The organism is Bradyrhizobium sp. WYCCWR15520, from assembly GCF_056174665.1.
This window is the reverse complement of sequence record NZ_JBWBWM010000029.1, coordinates 48,601-65,143: the sequence shown is the minus strand read 5'-3', so window position 1 is coordinate 65,143 and position 16,543 is coordinate 48,601. Positions and strand designations below refer to the sequence as shown.

The window sequence follows — 16,543 nt, the reverse complement described above, 5'->3', positions numbered from 1 at the left end:
GTGGGTATTGTGAGCGGCGGCCCGACATTGGAGCGGATAGCCAGGGGCAACGCGCTGGCGCTGTGCGCGGCGGGCTCGTGGACGGCCCGCTTTGCGCCGATGCTGGAGCGAATGGTCGCCGATGCCGAGAAGCTCAGCGGCACCCGGCCCAACATCTTCATCGACGTCTCGCAGGTGTCGAAGCTCGACACGTTCGGCGCCTGGCTGATCGAGCGGCTGCGCCGCAGCCTGACCCACGGTGGCGTGGAGGCCCAGATTGCCGGGCTGTCGGACAATTATTCGAGCCTGGTCGACGAAGTGCGCCGGGTGAACGCCGAGCCGGTCGCCGACACCGACCGGGTGACGATCACGGGCATGCTGGAGCAGATCGGCCGCGCCGTGGCCGGTATCGGCGGCACCCTGATCGGGCTGATCGACATGCTGGGCGCGGTGCTCGCCGCGACCGCCCACGTCATCATTCGCCCGCGCGGCTTCCGCCTGACTTCGACCATCCATCACCTGGAGCAGGTGTGCTGGCGCGCGGTGCCGATCGTGGTGCTGATCACGTTCCTGATCGGCTGCATCATCTCGCAGCAGGGCATCTTTCATTTCCGCAAGTTCGGCGCCGACATCTTCGTGGTCGACATGCTCGGAGTGCTGGTGCTGCGCGAGATCGGCGTGCTGCTGGTCGCGATCATGGTGGCGGGCCGCTCCGGCTCGGCCTACACCGCCGAACTCGGCTCGATGAAGATGCGCGAGGAGATCGACGCGCTGCGCACCATGGGCTTCGATCCGATCGAGGTCCTGATCCTGCCGCGGATGCTGGCGCTGGTTTTGGCGCTGCCGATCCTGGCGTTTCTCGGGGCGATGGCGGCGCTCTACGGCGGCGGGCTGGTGGCGTGGCTCTATGGCGGCGTCGAGCCTGAAGCTTTCCTGCTGCGGCTGCGCGACGCCATCTCGATCGATCATTTCGTCGTCGGCATGATCAAGGCGCCGGTGATGGCGGCCGTCATCGGCATCGTCGCCTGCGTCGAGGGGCTCGCCGTGCAGGGCAGCGCTGAATCGCTCGGGCAGCACACGACGTCTTCGGTGGTGAAGGGAATCTTCTTCGTGATCGTGATGGACGGCGTGTTCGCGATCTTCTTTGCATCGATCGGAATGTGACCATGGCGGGTGAGATTACCGACGCCATCATCCGGGTACGCGACATTACCGTGCAGTTCGGCAAGACGCGGGTGCTGGACGGACTCAATCTCGACGTCAAGCGCGGCGAGATCCTCGGCTTCGTCGGCCCGTCGGGCGCCGGGAAATCGGTGCTGACGCGCACCATTATCGGTCTCGTGCCAAAGATTGCCGGACGCATCGAGGTGTTCGGCGTCGATCTCGATGCGGCGAGTGCCGCCGAGCGCCGTGGCATCGAGCGCCGCTGGGGCATCCTGTTCCAGCAGGGGGCGCTGTTCTCCTCGCTCACCGTGCGGCAGAACATCCAGTTTCCGGTGCGCGAATATCTCAAGGTCTCGCAGCGGCTGCTCGACGAGATCATGGTGGCCAAGCTCGGCATGGTGGGCCTGCGGCCCGAAGTCGCCGACCGCTATCCGTCCGAATTGTCCGGCGGCATGATCAAGCGCGTGGCGCTGGCGCGCGCGCTCGCGCTCGATCCCGAGCTGGTGTTCCTGGACGAGCCGACCTCGGGGCTGGATCCGATCGGCGCCGGAGATTTTGACGAGCTGGTGCGCACCCTGCAGCGTACTTTGGGCTTGACGGTTTTCATGGTAACCCATGATCTCGACAGCCTATACACGGCCTGCGACCGCATCGCGGTTTTAGGGAACGGTAAGATCATTGCTGCAGGCACAATTGCTGACATGCAGGCCTCGCAGCATCCCTGGCTGAGGCAATATTTTCACGGCAAACGCGCCCGCGCGGTGATGGGCTAGGGCATGACCCCGAAAGTGTGATCGGTTTTCGGATCAGATCGTGCTCAAACATGAGATAATGACGATCTATCGGCGACGCTGGATAGATCCTGGTTTCGGAGTACATTGAGTTATGGAAACGCGGGCGAATTACGTCCTGATCGGGGCCTTCACGCTGGCGGTGATCGCCGCCGCATTCGGCTTCGTGCTGTGGTTTCAGAGCCTGCATACCACCAAGCAGCGCAGCCCGATTCGTATTGTCTTCGAAGGTCCCGCGTCAGGGTTGCGCAATGGTGGCAGCGTCAACTTTAACGGTATCCGGATAGGGGAGGTTGTGTCGGTCAAGCTCGACAACCCGCGGCGCGTGGTCGCACTGGCGATGGTTGAGAACAACGCTCCGATCCGGAAAGACACGCTTGTGGGTCTCGAATTCCAGGGACTGACCGGCGTGGCGGCGATCTCGCTGAAGGGCGGCGAGGAAAACGCGGCTACCGTGCCGCTCGACGAGGACGGCGTGCCGATGCTGACCGCCGACCCGAGCGCGCTGCAGGATGTGACGGAGTCCATTCGCGCCACGCTGCAGAACGTCAACCGGCTGGTCGCCGACAATCAGGAATCGGTGAAGAACTCGCTGCGAAACCTCGAGACCTTCACGGCCGCGCTCGCGCGCAACTCCGAGAAAATCGACAACGTCATGCTCAGGGTCGACGGCGTGATGGGCAAGGCCGACAGCCTGATGCTCGGGCTGAACACGATCGCGGGCGGCGCCGCCGGCGGCGAATTGAACCTGATGGTGAAGGCGATCAAGGATCTGGCCGAGGATTTCGACAAGCGGTCGGGCGCGCTGATGGCCGATGGCCGCCGCACGCTCGCCGACATCAGCCGCGCCGTGAACAATTTCGACCGCAACCCGACCCGGGTGATCTTCGGCGGCGGCAGCAGCAGCAACAGCCAGGCGGCAGCACCGCCACCGCCGCCACCAGCGCCGGCGGCAGCCCCAAGGGCGCCGAGCGGGCAGAAGCGGCAGTGACTGGCGAATAGCGAGTAGCGAATAGCGGATGGAATTCCTGCAACCAGCCGTCATTGCGAGCGAAGCGAAGCAATCCATCGCGCCGCATCAAGAAAGAATGGATTGCTTCGTCGCTGCGTTCCTCGCAATGACGACGGACAGATAGCTCGGTTCAGGCTTCAAGGACTAAAAGAAAAACGGAGGCATCGCTGCCTCCGTTTTTCTTTCGCTATTCGCCACTCGCTATTAGCGCTTACCCCAGCCGTCCCGCCGCGTGCGCGAGCAGGGTGTAGACCATGCCGGTCTCCGAGGTGAGGTGGCCGCGCAGCGCCTGCGGTCCGCGATCCTCGCGTGCGACCTCGTCCAGCAGCCGTTCGAACTCGGCGATGTAGCGGTCGACCGTCTGCTTGAAGCTGCGGTCGGCGCGGTACTTGCGGGCGACTTCGTCGAACGCCTTCTGGCCGGCGGGCGTGTAGAGGCGCTTGGTGAACGCCTTGCTCTCGCCGCGCTGGTAGCGATCCCACATTTCGGCGGCAAGGTTGCGATCCATCAGCCGGCCGATGTCGAGCGACAGCGATTCCAGCGGGTTGGCCGCGCCCTGCTGCCGGCCCCGCGGCGTTTCGCGTCCGCCGGCATCGGTGCGGCTCAACAGATCGGAAAGCCATCCGTCGCGTCCCGCGTCCTGAGCAGCCGGCGAGACCGGCGGGGCTTCGGTGCGGCGCTGGGAGGGCATCGGCATCGGCATGCCGAGATCGGGCGGGGGCAGGGTGGAAGCGCTGCCGGCGTCGCGCATGCGCACCTCGTTGCGGCCGCTGACCGCGGCGGCCATCACCGGCTCCTCCTGGCGTTGCACGCTGGCGCGGCCGGAGGTCACGACGTCGAGGCCGCGGCCATGATGCGCGACGATCCGGTTGAGCTCGGCGAGCGCCTCGATCTGGTCGACGATCACCTTGCGCATCTGCGCGGTGTTGTCGGCGGCCTCCTGCGGCATCTCGAGCACGCCGCGGCGCAGCTCGTTGCGCGTCGCCTCCAGCTCCTGATGCATCTCGGCGGCCATCTGCTTCATGGTCTGCACCATCGCAGCGAACTTCTCGGTCGATTGCTTGAACATCGCATCGGTTTCATGCGTGCTCTGCTGGTACAGATCGTTCATCGCATGGAGGGTCTGCTGCCGCTCGTTCTCGGCCGCAGTGCGCACCGCCTCGAACTGGCGGCTGATCGCGGCCGATCCGGCGCCCGCGGTCTCCGCGACCACGCGCGCGATGTCGCGGGCGCGCTCTTCGGCCGCGGCGAGCGATTCGTCGAGCAGGCCGGTGAAGCGCGACAGCCGCTGGTCGAGGTCGGTGGTGCGCAGGTCGATGGTGGTCACCAGAGACTCAAGCTGCGACTTGCGGTCGGCGACCGATGTCGTGGTGGAGAGGTTGGCCTTTTCTACCACGCTGGCCGCCTCGACCAGCGCCTTGCCGTGCTTCTCGAACTCGCTGGAGAGCGAGCCGAGGTCTTCCAGCGCCTTGGTGGTCTTGCCGTTGAAGACGGTGAGCTGGTCTTCCAGGGTCTGCGTGGCGACGCCATTGCGGGCGGTGACGTCGTTCATGGCGGACACGAAGTCGGCCACGCGGGTCACCAGCGCGCGTTCCAGCGAGTTGAGGTTGTCGTGGGCGCCGGTCAGCACCTCCTGCAGCAGGATGTTGCCTTCGCGCAGCCGCTCGAACAGTGCGACCGTGTCGGTGCGCAGGATCTTGCTGGTCTCCTGCATCTCGGTGACGGCGGCGATCGACACCTGTCGCGACTGGTCGATGGCCGAACGCGACGCCTGTTCGAGATCCTTCAGCGACTTGGCCACCGCGCCGGTGGCGAGATCGCCGGCGGTGGTAATCGTGCGCGCGACGTCCGAGCCGTGGGTCGACATCGATTGCGAGAACGCCTGGCCGCGGGTTTCGATCGATTTGAGCGCGTCGGCGGTGACGCGGTCGATGTCGGTCGTGAGTTGCGTGGCCCGGGCGCCGAGCGCCTCGACCAGCGAACCGCGGCGGCTGTCCACGATCTGCGCCAGACGGTCGGTCTGCTGCTGAACATAGGTGACGATTTCGTCGGTCTTGCCGGTCATCGTAGAACCGAAATTGCTGCTCGCGGCGAGCACCGACCGCTCGATATCGGCCGAGGTCGATTTGACCTTGGAGCTGACCTCGTTGGTCGCGGCGACCAACGCGCTCTGCGCGTTCTGCGCCGATGTCTGGATGGTATCGGTCGTAGAGGCGGTGACGGCGCCGAGCGAACGCTCCATGTCGGCGGCGATCGCCTTGATCTGGTTCGCAGCCTCGGCAGAAGTCGTGGACAGCGAGCTCTGAGCCTCGCGCGCACTGCCGAGGAGGGTGGAGGCGGCGGCGGCGCCGACCGCGGTCAGCGTGCGTTCGACGTCGATCGCCAGCGACTTGACGTGATTGGTGGCTTCCGAAGACGCCGTCATCAGCGTGTTCTGGGCTTCGCGCGCGCCCGTCGTGATCGACTCGGCGGTGGCATTGCCGGCCATCGAGAGCGAACGCTCCATGTCGGCGGCGAGCGACTTGACCTGGGTCGACGCTTCGGCGGACGCGCTCATCAGGGTATTCTGGGCGTCGCGGGCGCCGGCCGTGATCGATTCGGCGGTGGCCGTGCCGGCAAGCGACAGCGAGCGCTGTACGTCGGCGGCGAGCGACTTGACCTGATTGGCGGCTTCGGTGGAAGCGGCAACCAGCGTGCTCTGTGCCTCGCGGGCGCCCGCGGTGACGGCCTCGGCGGTCGCCGTACCGGCGATCGATAGCGAACGCTCGACATCGATGGCGAGCGACTTGACGTGACTGGCGGCGTCGGCCGACGCGGTCACCAGCGCGCTCTGCGCCTCGCGCGCGCCTGATAGAACCGATGCGGCGGTGGCGTCGCCTGCGGCCGAGAGCGTGCGCTCGACGTCGGCGGCGAGCGACTTGATCTGCGTAGCGGCCTCGGAGGAGGCCGACACCAGCGTGGTCTGGGCATCCTTGGCGCTGGTCAGGATCGAAGTGGCGGCGCCGGTGCCGACGGCGGTGAGGGCGGCTTCGACCTCGGCGGAGGTAAGTTTGAGCTGCGCGCCGACATCGGAGGAAACCGTCAGCAGCGCCTGCTGCGCGGTGCGCGCGCCGGTCTGGATGGTCTCGGCGGTATTGACCACGAGGTTGGTCAGCGAACGCTCGGCGTCCTCGACATGCGACTTAATGCCGGAGGACAGCATTTCGGCGCGCGACATCAGGTCTTCGCTGGCCTGGCGGCCGCTGCTTTCGATCCGGCCTGCAACGGCCTCGATGCGCGAACCGAGCAGATCCTCGAACTGCGCAACGCGGGTGTCGATGTCGCCGGCGATGGCGCCGACCCGGGTTTCGATACCGCTGGCGAGATCGCCGACGCGGGTCTCGATGCCGCTGGTGAGATTGCCGACCCGCGTCTCAATGCCGGCAGCGATTTCGCCGACCCGCGTCTCCATTCCCTGGTGAATTTCCTGGAACCGCGCCTGGATGGTGTCGGTCAGGTGGGCGCTGCGGCCATCGATGGTTTCGGTGACGTTGGTAATGCGATGGTCGACCGCTGCAATCGCTTGCGCGGTGCCCTCGGTCAGCGAGGAGGTGAGCAGGCTGAGTCGCTGGTCGATCGACTGGATCGCCTGCGCCGCGCCGTCGGTCAGCGAGCCCGACAGCGTGCTGAGGCGGTTGTCGATGGTTTCGGTGACGGATTGGGCGCGGCTATCGAACGTCGCTTCCAGCGATTTCAGGCGACCGTCGACGGCCTCATCGAACCATTTGATCTTGCTGTCGAGCGAGGTGTCGAGGTTGCTGACGCGGGTGCCGAGCTGGGTTTCGAATTGCAGCAGCCGCTGATCGAGGGAAGCGGTGATCTCGCCGCTGTTCGAGACCAGGCGCGTATCGAAGGTGTCGACGTAGTTCTTCAGGCTGTCCGATATCTCCTGGGTCCGCTGGCCCATGCGCTCGACGATCTCGCCGCCGAAGGTCTTGACGGTGCGGTCGAACTCCGAGATGTGCCGCGTGATCAGCGCGCCGAGCGTGCCGCTGTCGCGGGCGAACTTTTCCGCAAGCTCAGCGCCCTGGTGCTTCACCAGCTCGTCGTACGCGCTCATCTGCAGCGCGAGGCTGTCGTGTGCGTTCTCGGTCTGGCTGATCACCTTGGCAACCAAGGTGTTCACGGTCACGTCGAGCGCGTCGCTGGCCTTGTCGCCGGAGGTGAGGATGCGGCTCGCCAACCGGTTGCCGGCATCGTCGATCTTGCTGACGAGATCGCCCGAACGCAGTTCGAGCTCGAGCAGCAGCGAGTCGGAGGAGTTCTTCAGGGAGTCGTGGACCTGTTCGGTGCGGTCGGAGATGCCGTCGACGATGGTCGATGAGCGCTGTTCGAACTCGCCGGTGATGCGGTCGATGCGTTCGTTCAGCATCTCGTGGACGCGGTCGGCGAGATCGACGAACTCGTCGTGGACGTGGCCGGTCTTGAAGTTGAGGCTGGTGGTCAGCCGCTCGGAGGCGTCGAGCACGGCGCGCGTGGTCTCGGCGCTGGCTTCTTCCAGGCGGTCGAGCAGGTCGCCGCCGCGCTCGCCGAGGGCGAGGATCATGTTGTCGCCGGCATGGCTGAGCGCACTCGTGATGTGCTGGCCGCGCTCTTCCAGCGCGCCGGTGATGCTTTTTGCGACCTCGTCGACGCGCGAGGCGATCGCATCCGAGATCAGCGCGATGTCGTGGCGCAGATCGATCTGAACGCCGGAAATGGCGCTGCGAACCTGCTCGGCCTGGCCGACCAGATTGTCGCGCTGATGGGCGATGTCCTGCAGCAGCGCGCGAATGCGCACTTCGTTGTCGGTATAGGCGCGCTCGAGCGCGGCGACTTCGTTGGCGACGAGCGTTTCCAGCTCGCCAGCGCGCGCGATCGCGCGCTCGACGCCATCGCCCATCGCGGCGACTTCGCGGCGGATCGCCTGGCCGACGGTCACCATGGAATCGGCGGCGGCGCCCTCGGGCTCGGAGAAGCGGATCGCGACCTGCGCCATCGACTGCGCGATCATCCGCATTTCCTGGCCACGCCAGGCAAGGCTGGCGAGGAAGTAGAACAACAGCACCGGCGCAAAGAACAACGCCGCAAGGCCGGCGAGCACCAGCACGCCACCGCTCTGTCCGATCGCCGCCTGCAGCGAGGGCAGGAAGCTGATGGTCAGAAGGGCGCAACCGAGCACCCAGACGCCGCCAAAGGCGGTGGCAAGCGTGTAGACGCTGCGGGCGGGGTGGTTCTTCTGGATCGCCTGCAGAATCTGTCCGATGGTTTCGCGATCGTCATTGGCGGCGCGACGGGGGCTGCGCGGCTCGTCGATCGAATCGAACACGGGACGCTCGGCGCTTCCGCGCGTGTCGAACGGCGCTTCCGAATAGGAGGGTGCGGCGGAGGGCATGGACGGCGGCGCGAGTTCACCGCCGATCGAATTTCGGTTGGGGTCGACGGACGTATCACTGATGTTGAGCGCTTCCTGAATGGCGGAGAGCGCGACTTCGGTGGGATCTTTGACCTTTTTCGGATTGTTCGCCATGTCAGTCCGAGCCCTCTTAAACGTACGCGCCCAGCCGTTCTTGCAAAAACCCCCGCAAGCTCGAAGCCGGATTCATAACCCCCAGCGGACCGCAAGCGTGCCCGCCGGCAGCTTGTCCGCACACATCCGCAAACATCCTATTGGTAGAGCGATACGAATGAAATGGCCGCGATTAAGACATTCTTAATCATCGTTAACAGCTTTGTTCCTTAAAGCCTTACGGATACACAAATTTCTGGAACCGGATTCCGGATCAAGACAGATTTTTGTCAAAAATAAGGAGAAATTACGGCGAATTCGGAGAACGTTCCGTTAACCACTGTCGTGGTTGGCTCACCCAAGAGTGCCCCTCCGAGAATCAGTGGTGGGGGCGGGATCTCCCAACGCCATGCCGCTTCCTCTCGAACGGATTGAATGGATGCCATCGCCACCGCTGGCTCCCGGCGGCGGGCCGATTGACTTCGACCACCTGCAGCGCATGACGCTCGGCGATGCCGGTATCGAGCAGGAGGTGTTGACGATGTTCTCGGCCCAGTCGTTAAAACTCGTGCTCACGCTCGCTGCCGCACCTGCGGATGCCACTGCGCTAGCGCACACGCTCAAGGGGTCGGCCCGCGCGATCGGCGCCTTTGCCGTCGCCGAGGCTGCAGCCCGGCTGGAGGCGGCCATCGCGAGCGGCTCCGACGCCGCCGCGGCGCTCGCCGAACTCGGCGAGGCAGTTGCGCAGGCGCGGGAAGCGATCGAGGCGGTTCTGCGCCGTTCCTGAGCGGAAAACCGGCCAAAACCTTCGTATAATGCCTCGTTTAAGGTTTTCGTCCCGACCGCTGGCGCTGTACGGATCGACCCGTTATAGGACTGCCGGGACCTTCCTCACAGATTCCGGCAGCACGAGCGATCATGGCCAAAATCCACTTTGTCGACCACACGGGCGAAAAACGAACCATTGAAGTCGAGAACGGCGCGACCGTGATGGAAGCCGCGATTCGCAACGCCATCCCGGGCATCGAGGCCGAATGCGGCGGCGCCTGCGCCTGCGCGACGTGTCACGTCTATGTCGAGGAAGCCTGGCGCGAGAAGGTCGGCGCGCCGACCCCGATGGAAGAAGACATGCTGGATTTCGGTTTTGACGTGCGGCCGAACTCGCGCCTGTCATGCCAGATCAAGGTGAGCGACGACCTCGACGGTCTCGTGGTGTCGACGCCGGAGCGGCAGGCCTGAAGTCCGGAGGACGTTCAGCGCGATCCGGCGTTGGCGGTTTCGGCGAGATGGTCGTCGACCGCATATAGCGCGCAATCGGGCGCATACTCTGCGCAGGCGGCAAGCGCTGTTTCCGCCGCTTCGCGCGCCGACCGGCGCGCGCTGCGGAAAGCAAAAGCGCCCTTTGGCGAGACGGCAAACGCCCTGTGCGGGCTCGCGGAAAGATAATCGGCAAATCCCGCGCGCCCCTTGTCGCGCAGTTGCGGCGGCGGTGGAATTGACGAGGGTGCCGGCATCGCGGCGATGTCGCGCGTTCCGAGATTTTGATCGCGCAGGAAGCCATCGACCGCTGACGTCCAGAGCGGGATGCCACGCGAAAACAGAAAATGCCCATCTTCGCCATGTGGCGGGAAGTCGACGAATTGAGCCCGCCCGCCGGCGCCGGTAAAGCCAGCGTGCATTCTGCGCACCAGCTCTGGTCCGAAGAACCTGTCGTTCTGCGCATAGATCCACAGCGTCGGAATCCGCGATGTCTTGCCGAGCGTGGCGAAGGCGCGGACGAGGGCATCCTCGTCGCAGACCTCGTTGTTGGCGCGCGAACCGCGGCCGCCGGCGAAGTTGATCGCGGCGACGAGGCCCGGCGGTGGATCGGCGGTCAGCGCCAGCGATGCGAAACCGCCGGCGGAGACGCCGACGGCGATCATGCCATCGGTCGAAACGTCGGTCCGGCTCCTCATGGCCTCGATCGCCGCCCGCAAATCGCTCGCCGACTCGCGCGCCGCCCGCATGTAGTCGCGCCGCTCACATGGGCCGCTGCTCTCGGCATATTGGCCGCCGGAATCGCCGTAGCCCCTGCGCATGAAAACCAGCGCCGCAAAACCCCGCCGGGCGAATTCGAGCGCTTGGCGATAAGATCCGTACGGCGACATCGGCGCCGGTGCATGCCCCTCGCGCGGCGTGCCGTGGCTGATCAGGGCGAGTGGATAACGCCGCGTGCCCGAGGGCCTGAGCAGCATCGCTTCAAGTCCGCGCGGACCCGCAGCCTCCATCGGAATGCGCAACTCCTCGCGATGATATTCCGCCGCCGCGGCAGATCGTGGCGTGATGCTCGCGACCACAAGCAGGAGCAGCGCGGCCCACCTCATCCGGGATCGACGCCGTGGCGGATCCACGGCGCAAATTTTGCCTTCAGCTCAGGTGTCAGCGGCACCGGCTTGCGCGTGACTTCATCGATCAGAACCGTGATCGCACGCGCAGAAGCCACGCATTTGCCTTCGGAAAACACCGCCTGATCGAAGCTCACCGAGGTGCGGCCGAATTTGGCGACGCCGAGCCCCAATTCGATCTTGCCCGGCCAGCGCAACTCGGCGCGGAAATGGATGTCGATCCGCACCATGATCCAGCCGAGGCCCTCCGGCATCAGCCCGTAGCTGCGATCCTTCATCAGCGTGACGCGGCCGGTTTCGAAATAGGTCGCGTAGACCGCATTGTTGACATGCTGGTTGGGATCAAGGTCGGCAAAGCGCACATTGTCCGACAGGCGATAGGGAAAATCTTCCAGACGCGGGGTCGCGTCGGGACGCAAGGGGGCGTTCACGGGGCCATCTCCGAAAATCTCGCCTCCTTACAGCCCACTTGTCGAATGGCGGCAAGGGGTTGCGGCGACCGGGAACGCGATATTTGGCTTTCCTGTTGCCGCCGCCTTGGCTAGACAGATGCGGCCTTCCCGACAGTTTAACCGAAAAGAAGCTGATATGAGCGAAGCGATCAAAACAGATGTGCTGATTATTGGCGCGGGTCCGTGCGGACTGTTCGCCGTCTTCGAACTGGGCCTGTTGGACATGAAGACGCATCTGGTCGACATCCTCGACAAGATCGGCGGCCAGTGCGCCGAGCTCTACCCGGAAAAACCGATCTACGACATTCCCGGCATCCCCTTCGTCACCGGGCAGGGCCTCACCGACGCGCTGCTCGAACAGGTCAAGCCGTTCGGCCCGACCTTCCATCTCAACGAGATGGTGGAGACGATCGAGAAGATCGGCGATCCGCTGTTCCGCGTGACGACCGATGCCGGCAAGGTATTCGAGTGCAAGGTGGTGGTGATTTCCGCAGGCGGCGGTTCGTTCCAGCCGAAGCGTCCGCCGGTGCCGGGCATCGAGGCCTATGAAGGCTCTTCGGTGTTCTATGCCGTGCGCAAGATGGAGCAGTTTCGCGACAAGAGTATCCTGATCGTCGGCGGCGGCGATTCCGCGCTCGACTGGACACTCAATCTGCATCCGATCGCAAAGCGCGTGACGCTCTTGCACCGGCGCGACGATTTCCGTGCCGCGCCCCACAGCGTCGAGCAGATGCGCGCGCTGGTCGCGAGCGGCAAGATGGATTTGAAGATCGGTCAGGTGACGTCGCTTCAAGGTGAGGGCGGCAAGCTGTCTGGCGCCGTGATGAAGGGCAACGACAACGCGATCTCGAAAATCGAGTGCGATACGATGCTGCCGTTCTTCGGGCTGACCATGAAGCTCGGTCCCGTCGCGAACTGGGGCGTCGCGCTCGAGAACAATCTGGTACCGGTCGACACCGCGGCGTTCGAGACCAACGTTCCCGGCATCTTCGCGATCGGCGACATCAACACCTATCCCGGCAAGCTCAAGTTGATCCTGTCCGGATTCCACGAGGGCGCGCTGATGGCGCAGAAAGCGCACCGCTACGTCTATCCGGACAAGCGGCTGGTGTTCCAGTACACCACCTCGTCGTCGAGCCTGCAGAAAAAGCTCGGGGTCACCTGAGTTCCCAAAAATGTTAGGCGCGGTGCTTGGTTGGGGCGACGATCGCGACTGGAACCCTCCGCGAAATGGCCTTAGTCTGCGGCCATTCATTTAGGGAATTGATCAGGTGATGACGATGCGCAAGCTGACCGGATTTCAACTGGTGCTCTCGATCGTGATCGGTCTCGCCTTCACCGGCGAGCTCGCCGCGCAACCGGCGGAGCCTTCCGCGGCGGGGCTGTGGGAGAAGGTCGAGAAGGGCAAGCCGGTCGGATGGTTCCTGGTGGTCGATCGCAACGGCCTGTTCGAAGGCGTGTTCGCCAAGCTCTTTCTCCAGCCCGGCGATCCGCCCAATCCGACCTGCGCGAAATGCACCGACGATCGCAAGGATGCGCCGTGGCTCGGGCTCTCCTTCATCCGCGACATGAAGCGGGAGGGCCTGAAATACGAGAACGGCAACGTGCTCGATCCGCGCGATGGCAAGATCTACAAAGCCAAGATGACGCTCAGTCCCGACGGGCAGACGCTGACGATGCGCGGTTATCTCGGCATCTCGCTGCTGGGCAAGGATGAGGTCTGGAACCGCTTGCCGGACACGACGCTGGCGCAAGTCGATCCTGCGATCATCGCCAAATATCTGCCGGCGCACGCCGCGGCGATGAAACAACCACCGGCGAAGGCTCCGGCCGTCAAGAAGGCCACCACTCCGGTGCCTGCGGCACCCGCGCCTGCCAAATAGCAAACGCGCTGCGAAGCGATGTCGCCTTGCTAGTACAGCCCGCCGCTGCGGCCCGGCGGCCGCGGCGCATTTTGCATCTGTGCCGGTGGCGCGATCGGCTGCGAAGTGACTTCAGGCACCGCCGCATCTAGCTGCAGCACGGCGGCGGCGGCCGGCACGGCTGCATCCGCCATTGCAGCGTGGCCCTCGGCGCTCGGATGCACCGCGCCGCCATAGACCGCCGACAACACGCCCCAAGTTGCGTCATGGATGTCGGACGGCTGCTGCGACGTCGGCAGGCCTTGCGGATAGGTCATCGCGGCGAAGTAGCTGTCATTGGCATCGCGGATCCAGCGCGCGCGCGGCAGATAGGCGCGATACTCGCCGGCGCTGCGGCCGCACAGCATCGGCTGGTTGGCCGCCGTGACGATATCGGGATCGAAGCTGTCGCCCTTCGCCGAAAAGCACTGCCGGTCGAATTCGGGATCGCTTTCGGCGCGCGCGCAGAAGCCGTGGCTGGCAAAAGCAGCCTGATGGCTGTCGACGAAGGTCATGCGGTCGGTGCGCGGATTGCGGCACAAGATGCCGCCCTCGCAGAGCGCCAGCCCTCGTAGCTGCGGCAGGAATTCGTTTTCGACGAAGTTTGACACGGCGGTCAGCCGCTGCGGCTGGGCATTGAAGGAGGGATGAATGTCGAAGCCGCCGCGTCCGCCGGGGCAGGGAGCACCGCCATTCACAAGCGTCGGATTGGCGTAGGAGGTGTAGACGACCCGCGACAGGTCGCCACCGACAAGGGGCTTGAGCGCCTCGCGCAGCTTGGCAAAGCCCTGCGGCAGATCCCGCGCCATGGCGCTGCGTGCATCGTCGACCGAAGCCATCACGCCGCTGCGCCGAAACAGCGCGCGTTCGGTCGCGGTGTCCACGATGACGTCGGCGACGAGGCCGGAGAAATAGATGTCGTTGGCGCCAATCGACAACAGCACCAGGTCGAGCTGACGGTCCGACTGCCGGCGCTTTGCGGCGGCGACGGCTTCGCGCAACTCGGCCAGTTGTCCGTTGACGGTGCCCTGACATGCGCCGCCCGCTTTCGACGGCAGGCAATCGCGGGCGCGCTGCGAGCCGAATAGTCCATCGGCAATGGTGGCGCCGGTGCAGGCCAGCGGCAGATAGGTCACCGCGATGTGCGGATATCTGATGGCGAGCGCCAGCGCGGTCCGGGTCTGATAGCTGTAGAGCGAACGGTGGCAGGCGGGGTTGAACCAGAGCGCGCTCTGCCGCTGCCAGACGGTGAGAGAATCGGGCGCCTCGCAGGCGCGCCCGCCTTTATAGCCCGCGCGGCTCGGCCGGTAATATTGCGCGGCTGCCGTTCCGAGATAGGAGCGGAAGCAAAAGCCTTCATCGGCGAGCGCAATCGGGCGGTCCGGATTTCCTTCGCCGGAAGCGATGCTGTCGCCGATGCCTGCGATGAAGATGTCGCGCACCGCGATCTCGGTGAAAGCGCGCTGAGTGCCTTCCGAACTGGATATGTCGGCGGTCACGACTGTGGTGCGGCCATAGCGGACCCGCAGATTGACCGGTTCGGCGCAGTCAAAGGTCGAAGTCTGCGGGCCGTCGCCGTCGTCCACCGTCCAGGCGCAGGTGGCGCCGACCGGCATCGGGCCCGTCAGACGGATCACGACCGGATGATCGATCGGCGTCAGATAGCTTTCCTTGACGTTGTCGCGGTTGCAGGGTTCGCTGACGCGGCCGGCGAGATCGATACAGAGTCGGTTCACGGTGTTGCGCGCCCAGCCGCGACCGTCGCTCTGGATTGCCAGCACCTGCTCCGACGCCAGCACGCTGCGGCCGCGCCCGGCTTCTGCGTGCAGCAGGAAGTCCCGCTCCTCGCGGAACAGGCGGAAGCGGTTGCGCACTTCCCAGGAAATCTGCAGCGGCCCATAGCCGCCGGCGGTCTGGGCCTGCGCAGCGGATGCGGACATGCCGACCAGCCCAGCGGCAATCAGCGCGACCGACATCATCGAACGTATGAGAATTCCAGCCATGGCGTCGTTTGACGTTAGCGGTAAGGCGGAAATAAGAGAATGAGCCAGCTTCGGCCCAAAAGACCAGACGGCGCAGATAACGACGGCGTTACTGGCCGCGGGATTGGCCTCTCTCGACACGTTGCCGCACCCTGGCCTTGGCGGTGCAGGCTTCGCTGAGCCGGCGGCGTTCCAGCCAAGGCTGCACCACGCTGAGCCAGAGCTCGCGCGTCCCCATGATCCAGATCGAGATGCCGAACGGGATCAGGAAATATAGAATTCGGAACACCACCAGCGTCGCGAGCAATTGTTCCTTGCCGAACTGCGGCAGCGCCACCAGCATCGCCGCGTCGAACACGCCGATGCTGCCGGGCGCGTGACTGGCAAAGCCGAGCAGCGTCGCCAGGATGAACACCACCGCCAGCGAAACGAAATCGATATGCGGCGACATCGGCATCAACAGATACATCGCCAGCGCACAGAAGCCGAGATCGACGACGCCGATCAGGACCTGCAGCAGCGTCAGTCGCGCCGAGGGCAATACGACTTTCCAGCCGTTCTGCCCGAGCTCGCGGCGGCCCTTGCCCATCAGCAACCAGACGAAATACGCCGCGATGCCGGCCAGGCAGCCGATCGCGATCAGCCGGTTCATCGCCGGCGGCAGCAGGTCCATCGCCGATGCCGCTTCGGGATGCCAGGCCATGCCGCAGCCGAGCACGAACAGATTGCCGAGCCAGAAGGTGAGGCCCGAGAGAAAGCAGATTTTTGCGACATCGATCGCCGTCAGGCCGTAGTCGGAATAAATCCGGAACCTGATCGCGCCGCCGGTAAAGACGGTGGCGCCGATATTGTGGCCGATGGTGTAGCTGGTGAAGCTCGACAGCGCGGCGATGCGGTAAGGGACGTGATTCTTGCCAATGGTTCGCAATGCGAAGAAATCATAGAAAGTGAGCGTGCAGAACGCACCGACCACGCACAGCGCCGCTAGCGCAATGCGATGCGGCGCGATTTCGGTCAGCGCAGTCAGAATCACCCCGGTATCGACACCCCTGAGGGTGCGAACCAGATGGGTGATCGCAAGAGCTATGATGAGAAGACTCGCAGCGATTCCTAGCCGTTTCCAGCCGATCTTCTCCTTGAAGCCGCGCCCGAGCGCGGTCAGCAGCCGATGCATTCATCCTCCCGGCGGGGCGGCAATAGGTAAAGGTGGGCCTGTCACGGCACGTGACAGTCGACGGGCAGAGGGCACCGTGCGCGCAACCCATAAGCCAAAACCGGACGGTTGTGCAGCCCTTGACAAGCATGCCTTTTGGCTTCGCTCGCCGTCTTTGTCATACGCCCTACATATGTC

12 protein-coding genes are annotated in these 16,543 nt (G+C 64.8%); 7 read left to right on the top strand and 5 right to left on the bottom strand.

Annotated elements, in window-relative coordinates:
* Positions 1–9 precede the first annotated feature (9 nt).
* The 3 genes from AC0QUY_RS29405 (at position 10) to AC0QUY_RS29395 (ending at position 2,925) form a co-directional block, all read left to right on the top strand.
* The gene (locus AC0QUY_RS29405) at positions 10–1,143 is read left to right on the top strand and encodes an MlaE family ABC transporter permease (RefSeq protein ID WP_475389733.1); all 1,134 of its coding nucleotides are present in this window, start codon (positions 10–12) and stop codon (positions 1,141–1,143) included.
* 2 nt (positions 1,144–1,145) lie between these two features.
* Positions 1,146–1,916 (top strand): ABC transporter ATP-binding protein, encoded by a 771-nt coding sequence (locus AC0QUY_RS29400; RefSeq protein ID WP_475389732.1) that lies wholly within the window; start codon positions 1,146–1,148, stop codon positions 1,914–1,916.
* Between the two features lie 112 nt (positions 1,917–2,028).
* Positions 2,029–2,925: an MlaD family protein gene (locus AC0QUY_RS29395; protein WP_475389730.1), complete on the top strand. Its 897-nt coding sequence runs from the start codon at positions 2,029–2,031 to the stop codon at positions 2,923–2,925.
* 232 nt (positions 2,926–3,157) lie between these two features.
* On the opposite strand, the gene AC0QUY_RS29390 is transcribed toward AC0QUY_RS29395, so the two are convergent.
* Entirely contained in the window at positions 3,158–8,494 is a 5,337-nt protein-coding gene (locus AC0QUY_RS29390; protein WP_475389729.1) for an apolipoprotein A-IV repeat region-like domain-containing protein, read from the bottom strand.
* 388 nt (positions 8,495–8,882) lie between these two features.
* Here AC0QUY_RS29390 and AC0QUY_RS29385 point away from each other — a divergent pair, with 388 nt between their 5' ends.
* Together AC0QUY_RS29385 and AC0QUY_RS29380 are read left to right on the top strand one after the other, a co-directional pair.
* Positions 8,883–9,260 carry an Hpt domain-containing protein gene (locus tag AC0QUY_RS29385; RefSeq protein WP_161855799.1) on the top strand — a complete coding sequence of 126 codons (378 nt, stop codon included), beginning with the start codon at positions 8,883–8,885 and terminating at the stop codon, positions 9,258–9,260.
* A 131-nt stretch (positions 9,261–9,391) separates the two neighbouring features.
* Complete coding sequence (locus tag AC0QUY_RS29380; RefSeq protein ID WP_057835376.1) at positions 9,392–9,712, top strand: 2Fe-2S iron-sulfur cluster-binding protein; 321 nt, start codon at positions 9,392–9,394, stop codon at positions 9,710–9,712.
* 14 nt (positions 9,713–9,726) lie between these two features.
* Here AC0QUY_RS29380 and AC0QUY_RS29375 read toward each other — a convergent pair whose 3' ends face one another.
* Positions 9,727–10,836 carry an alpha/beta hydrolase family protein gene (locus tag AC0QUY_RS29375; RefSeq protein WP_475389727.1) on the bottom strand — a complete coding sequence of 370 codons (1,110 nt, stop codon included), beginning with the start codon at positions 10,834–10,836 and terminating at the stop codon, positions 9,727–9,729.
* Positions 10,833–11,288: an acyl-CoA thioesterase gene (locus tag AC0QUY_RS29370; RefSeq protein ID WP_475389726.1), complete on the bottom strand. Its 456-nt coding sequence runs from the start codon at positions 11,286–11,288 to the stop codon at positions 10,833–10,835. Before AC0QUY_RS29370 ends, AC0QUY_RS29375 begins: the two co-directional genes overlap by 4 nt.
* 157 nt (positions 11,289–11,445) lie before the next feature.
* Here AC0QUY_RS29370 and AC0QUY_RS29365 point away from each other — a divergent pair, with 157 nt between their 5' ends.
* Positions 11,446–12,474, top strand: a complete 1,029-nt coding sequence (locus AC0QUY_RS29365; protein ID WP_475389725.1) for an NAD(P)/FAD-dependent oxidoreductase — start codon at positions 11,446–11,448, stop codon at positions 12,472–12,474.
* Positions 12,475–12,589: 115 nt separating this feature from the next.
* A complete protein-coding gene (locus tag AC0QUY_RS29360) occupies positions 12,590–13,192 on the top strand; it encodes a DUF2147 domain-containing protein (RefSeq protein WP_161855795.1) in 603 nt (200 codons plus the stop codon).
* 29 nt (positions 13,193–13,221) lie between these two features.
* On the opposite strand, the gene AC0QUY_RS29355 is transcribed toward AC0QUY_RS29360, so the two are convergent.
* Positions 13,222–15,150, bottom strand: coding sequence for an SGNH/GDSL hydrolase family protein (locus AC0QUY_RS29355; RefSeq protein WP_475389768.1), 1,929 nt, complete (start codon positions 15,148–15,150; stop codon positions 13,222–13,224).
* A gap of 151 nt (positions 15,151–15,301) precedes the next feature.
* Positions 15,302–16,366 carry a lysylphosphatidylglycerol synthase transmembrane domain-containing protein gene (locus AC0QUY_RS29350; protein WP_475389724.1) on the bottom strand — a complete coding sequence of 355 codons (1,065 nt, stop codon included), beginning with the start codon at positions 16,364–16,366 and terminating at the stop codon, positions 15,302–15,304.
* Positions 16,367–16,543 lie beyond the last annotated feature (177 nt).

Coding starts and splice junctions, on each gene's coding strand:
- AC0QUY_RS29375 (WP_475389727.1), bottom strand. CDS start 10,836: ATGAGGTGGGCCGCGCTGCTCCTGCTTGTGGTCGCGAGCATCACGCCA.
- AC0QUY_RS29385 (WP_161855799.1), top strand. CDS start 8,883: ATGCCGCTTCCTCTCGAACGGATTGAATGGATGCCATCGCCACCGCTG.
- AC0QUY_RS29390 (WP_475389729.1), bottom strand. CDS start 8,494: ATGGCGAACAATCCGAAAAAGGTCAAAGATCCCACCGAAGTCGCGCTC.
- AC0QUY_RS29360 (WP_161855795.1), top strand. CDS start 12,590: ATGCGCAAGCTGACCGGATTTCAACTGGTGCTCTCGATCGTGATCGGT.
- AC0QUY_RS29355 (WP_475389768.1), bottom strand. CDS start 15,150: ATGTCCGCATCCGCTGCGCAGGCCCAGACCGCCGGCGGCTATGGGCCG.
- AC0QUY_RS29350 (WP_475389724.1), bottom strand. CDS start 16,366: ATGCATCGGCTGCTGACCGCGCTCGGGCGCGGCTTCAAGGAGAAGATC.
- AC0QUY_RS29400 (WP_475389732.1), top strand. CDS start 1,146: ATGGCGGGTGAGATTACCGACGCCATCATCCGGGTACGCGACATTACC.
- AC0QUY_RS29395 (WP_475389730.1), top strand. CDS start 2,029: ATGGAAACGCGGGCGAATTACGTCCTGATCGGGGCCTTCACGCTGGCG.
- AC0QUY_RS29365 (WP_475389725.1), top strand. CDS start 11,446: ATGAGCGAAGCGATCAAAACAGATGTGCTGATTATTGGCGCGGGTCCG.
- AC0QUY_RS29380 (WP_057835376.1), top strand. CDS start 9,392: ATGGCCAAAATCCACTTTGTCGACCACACGGGCGAAAAACGAACCATT.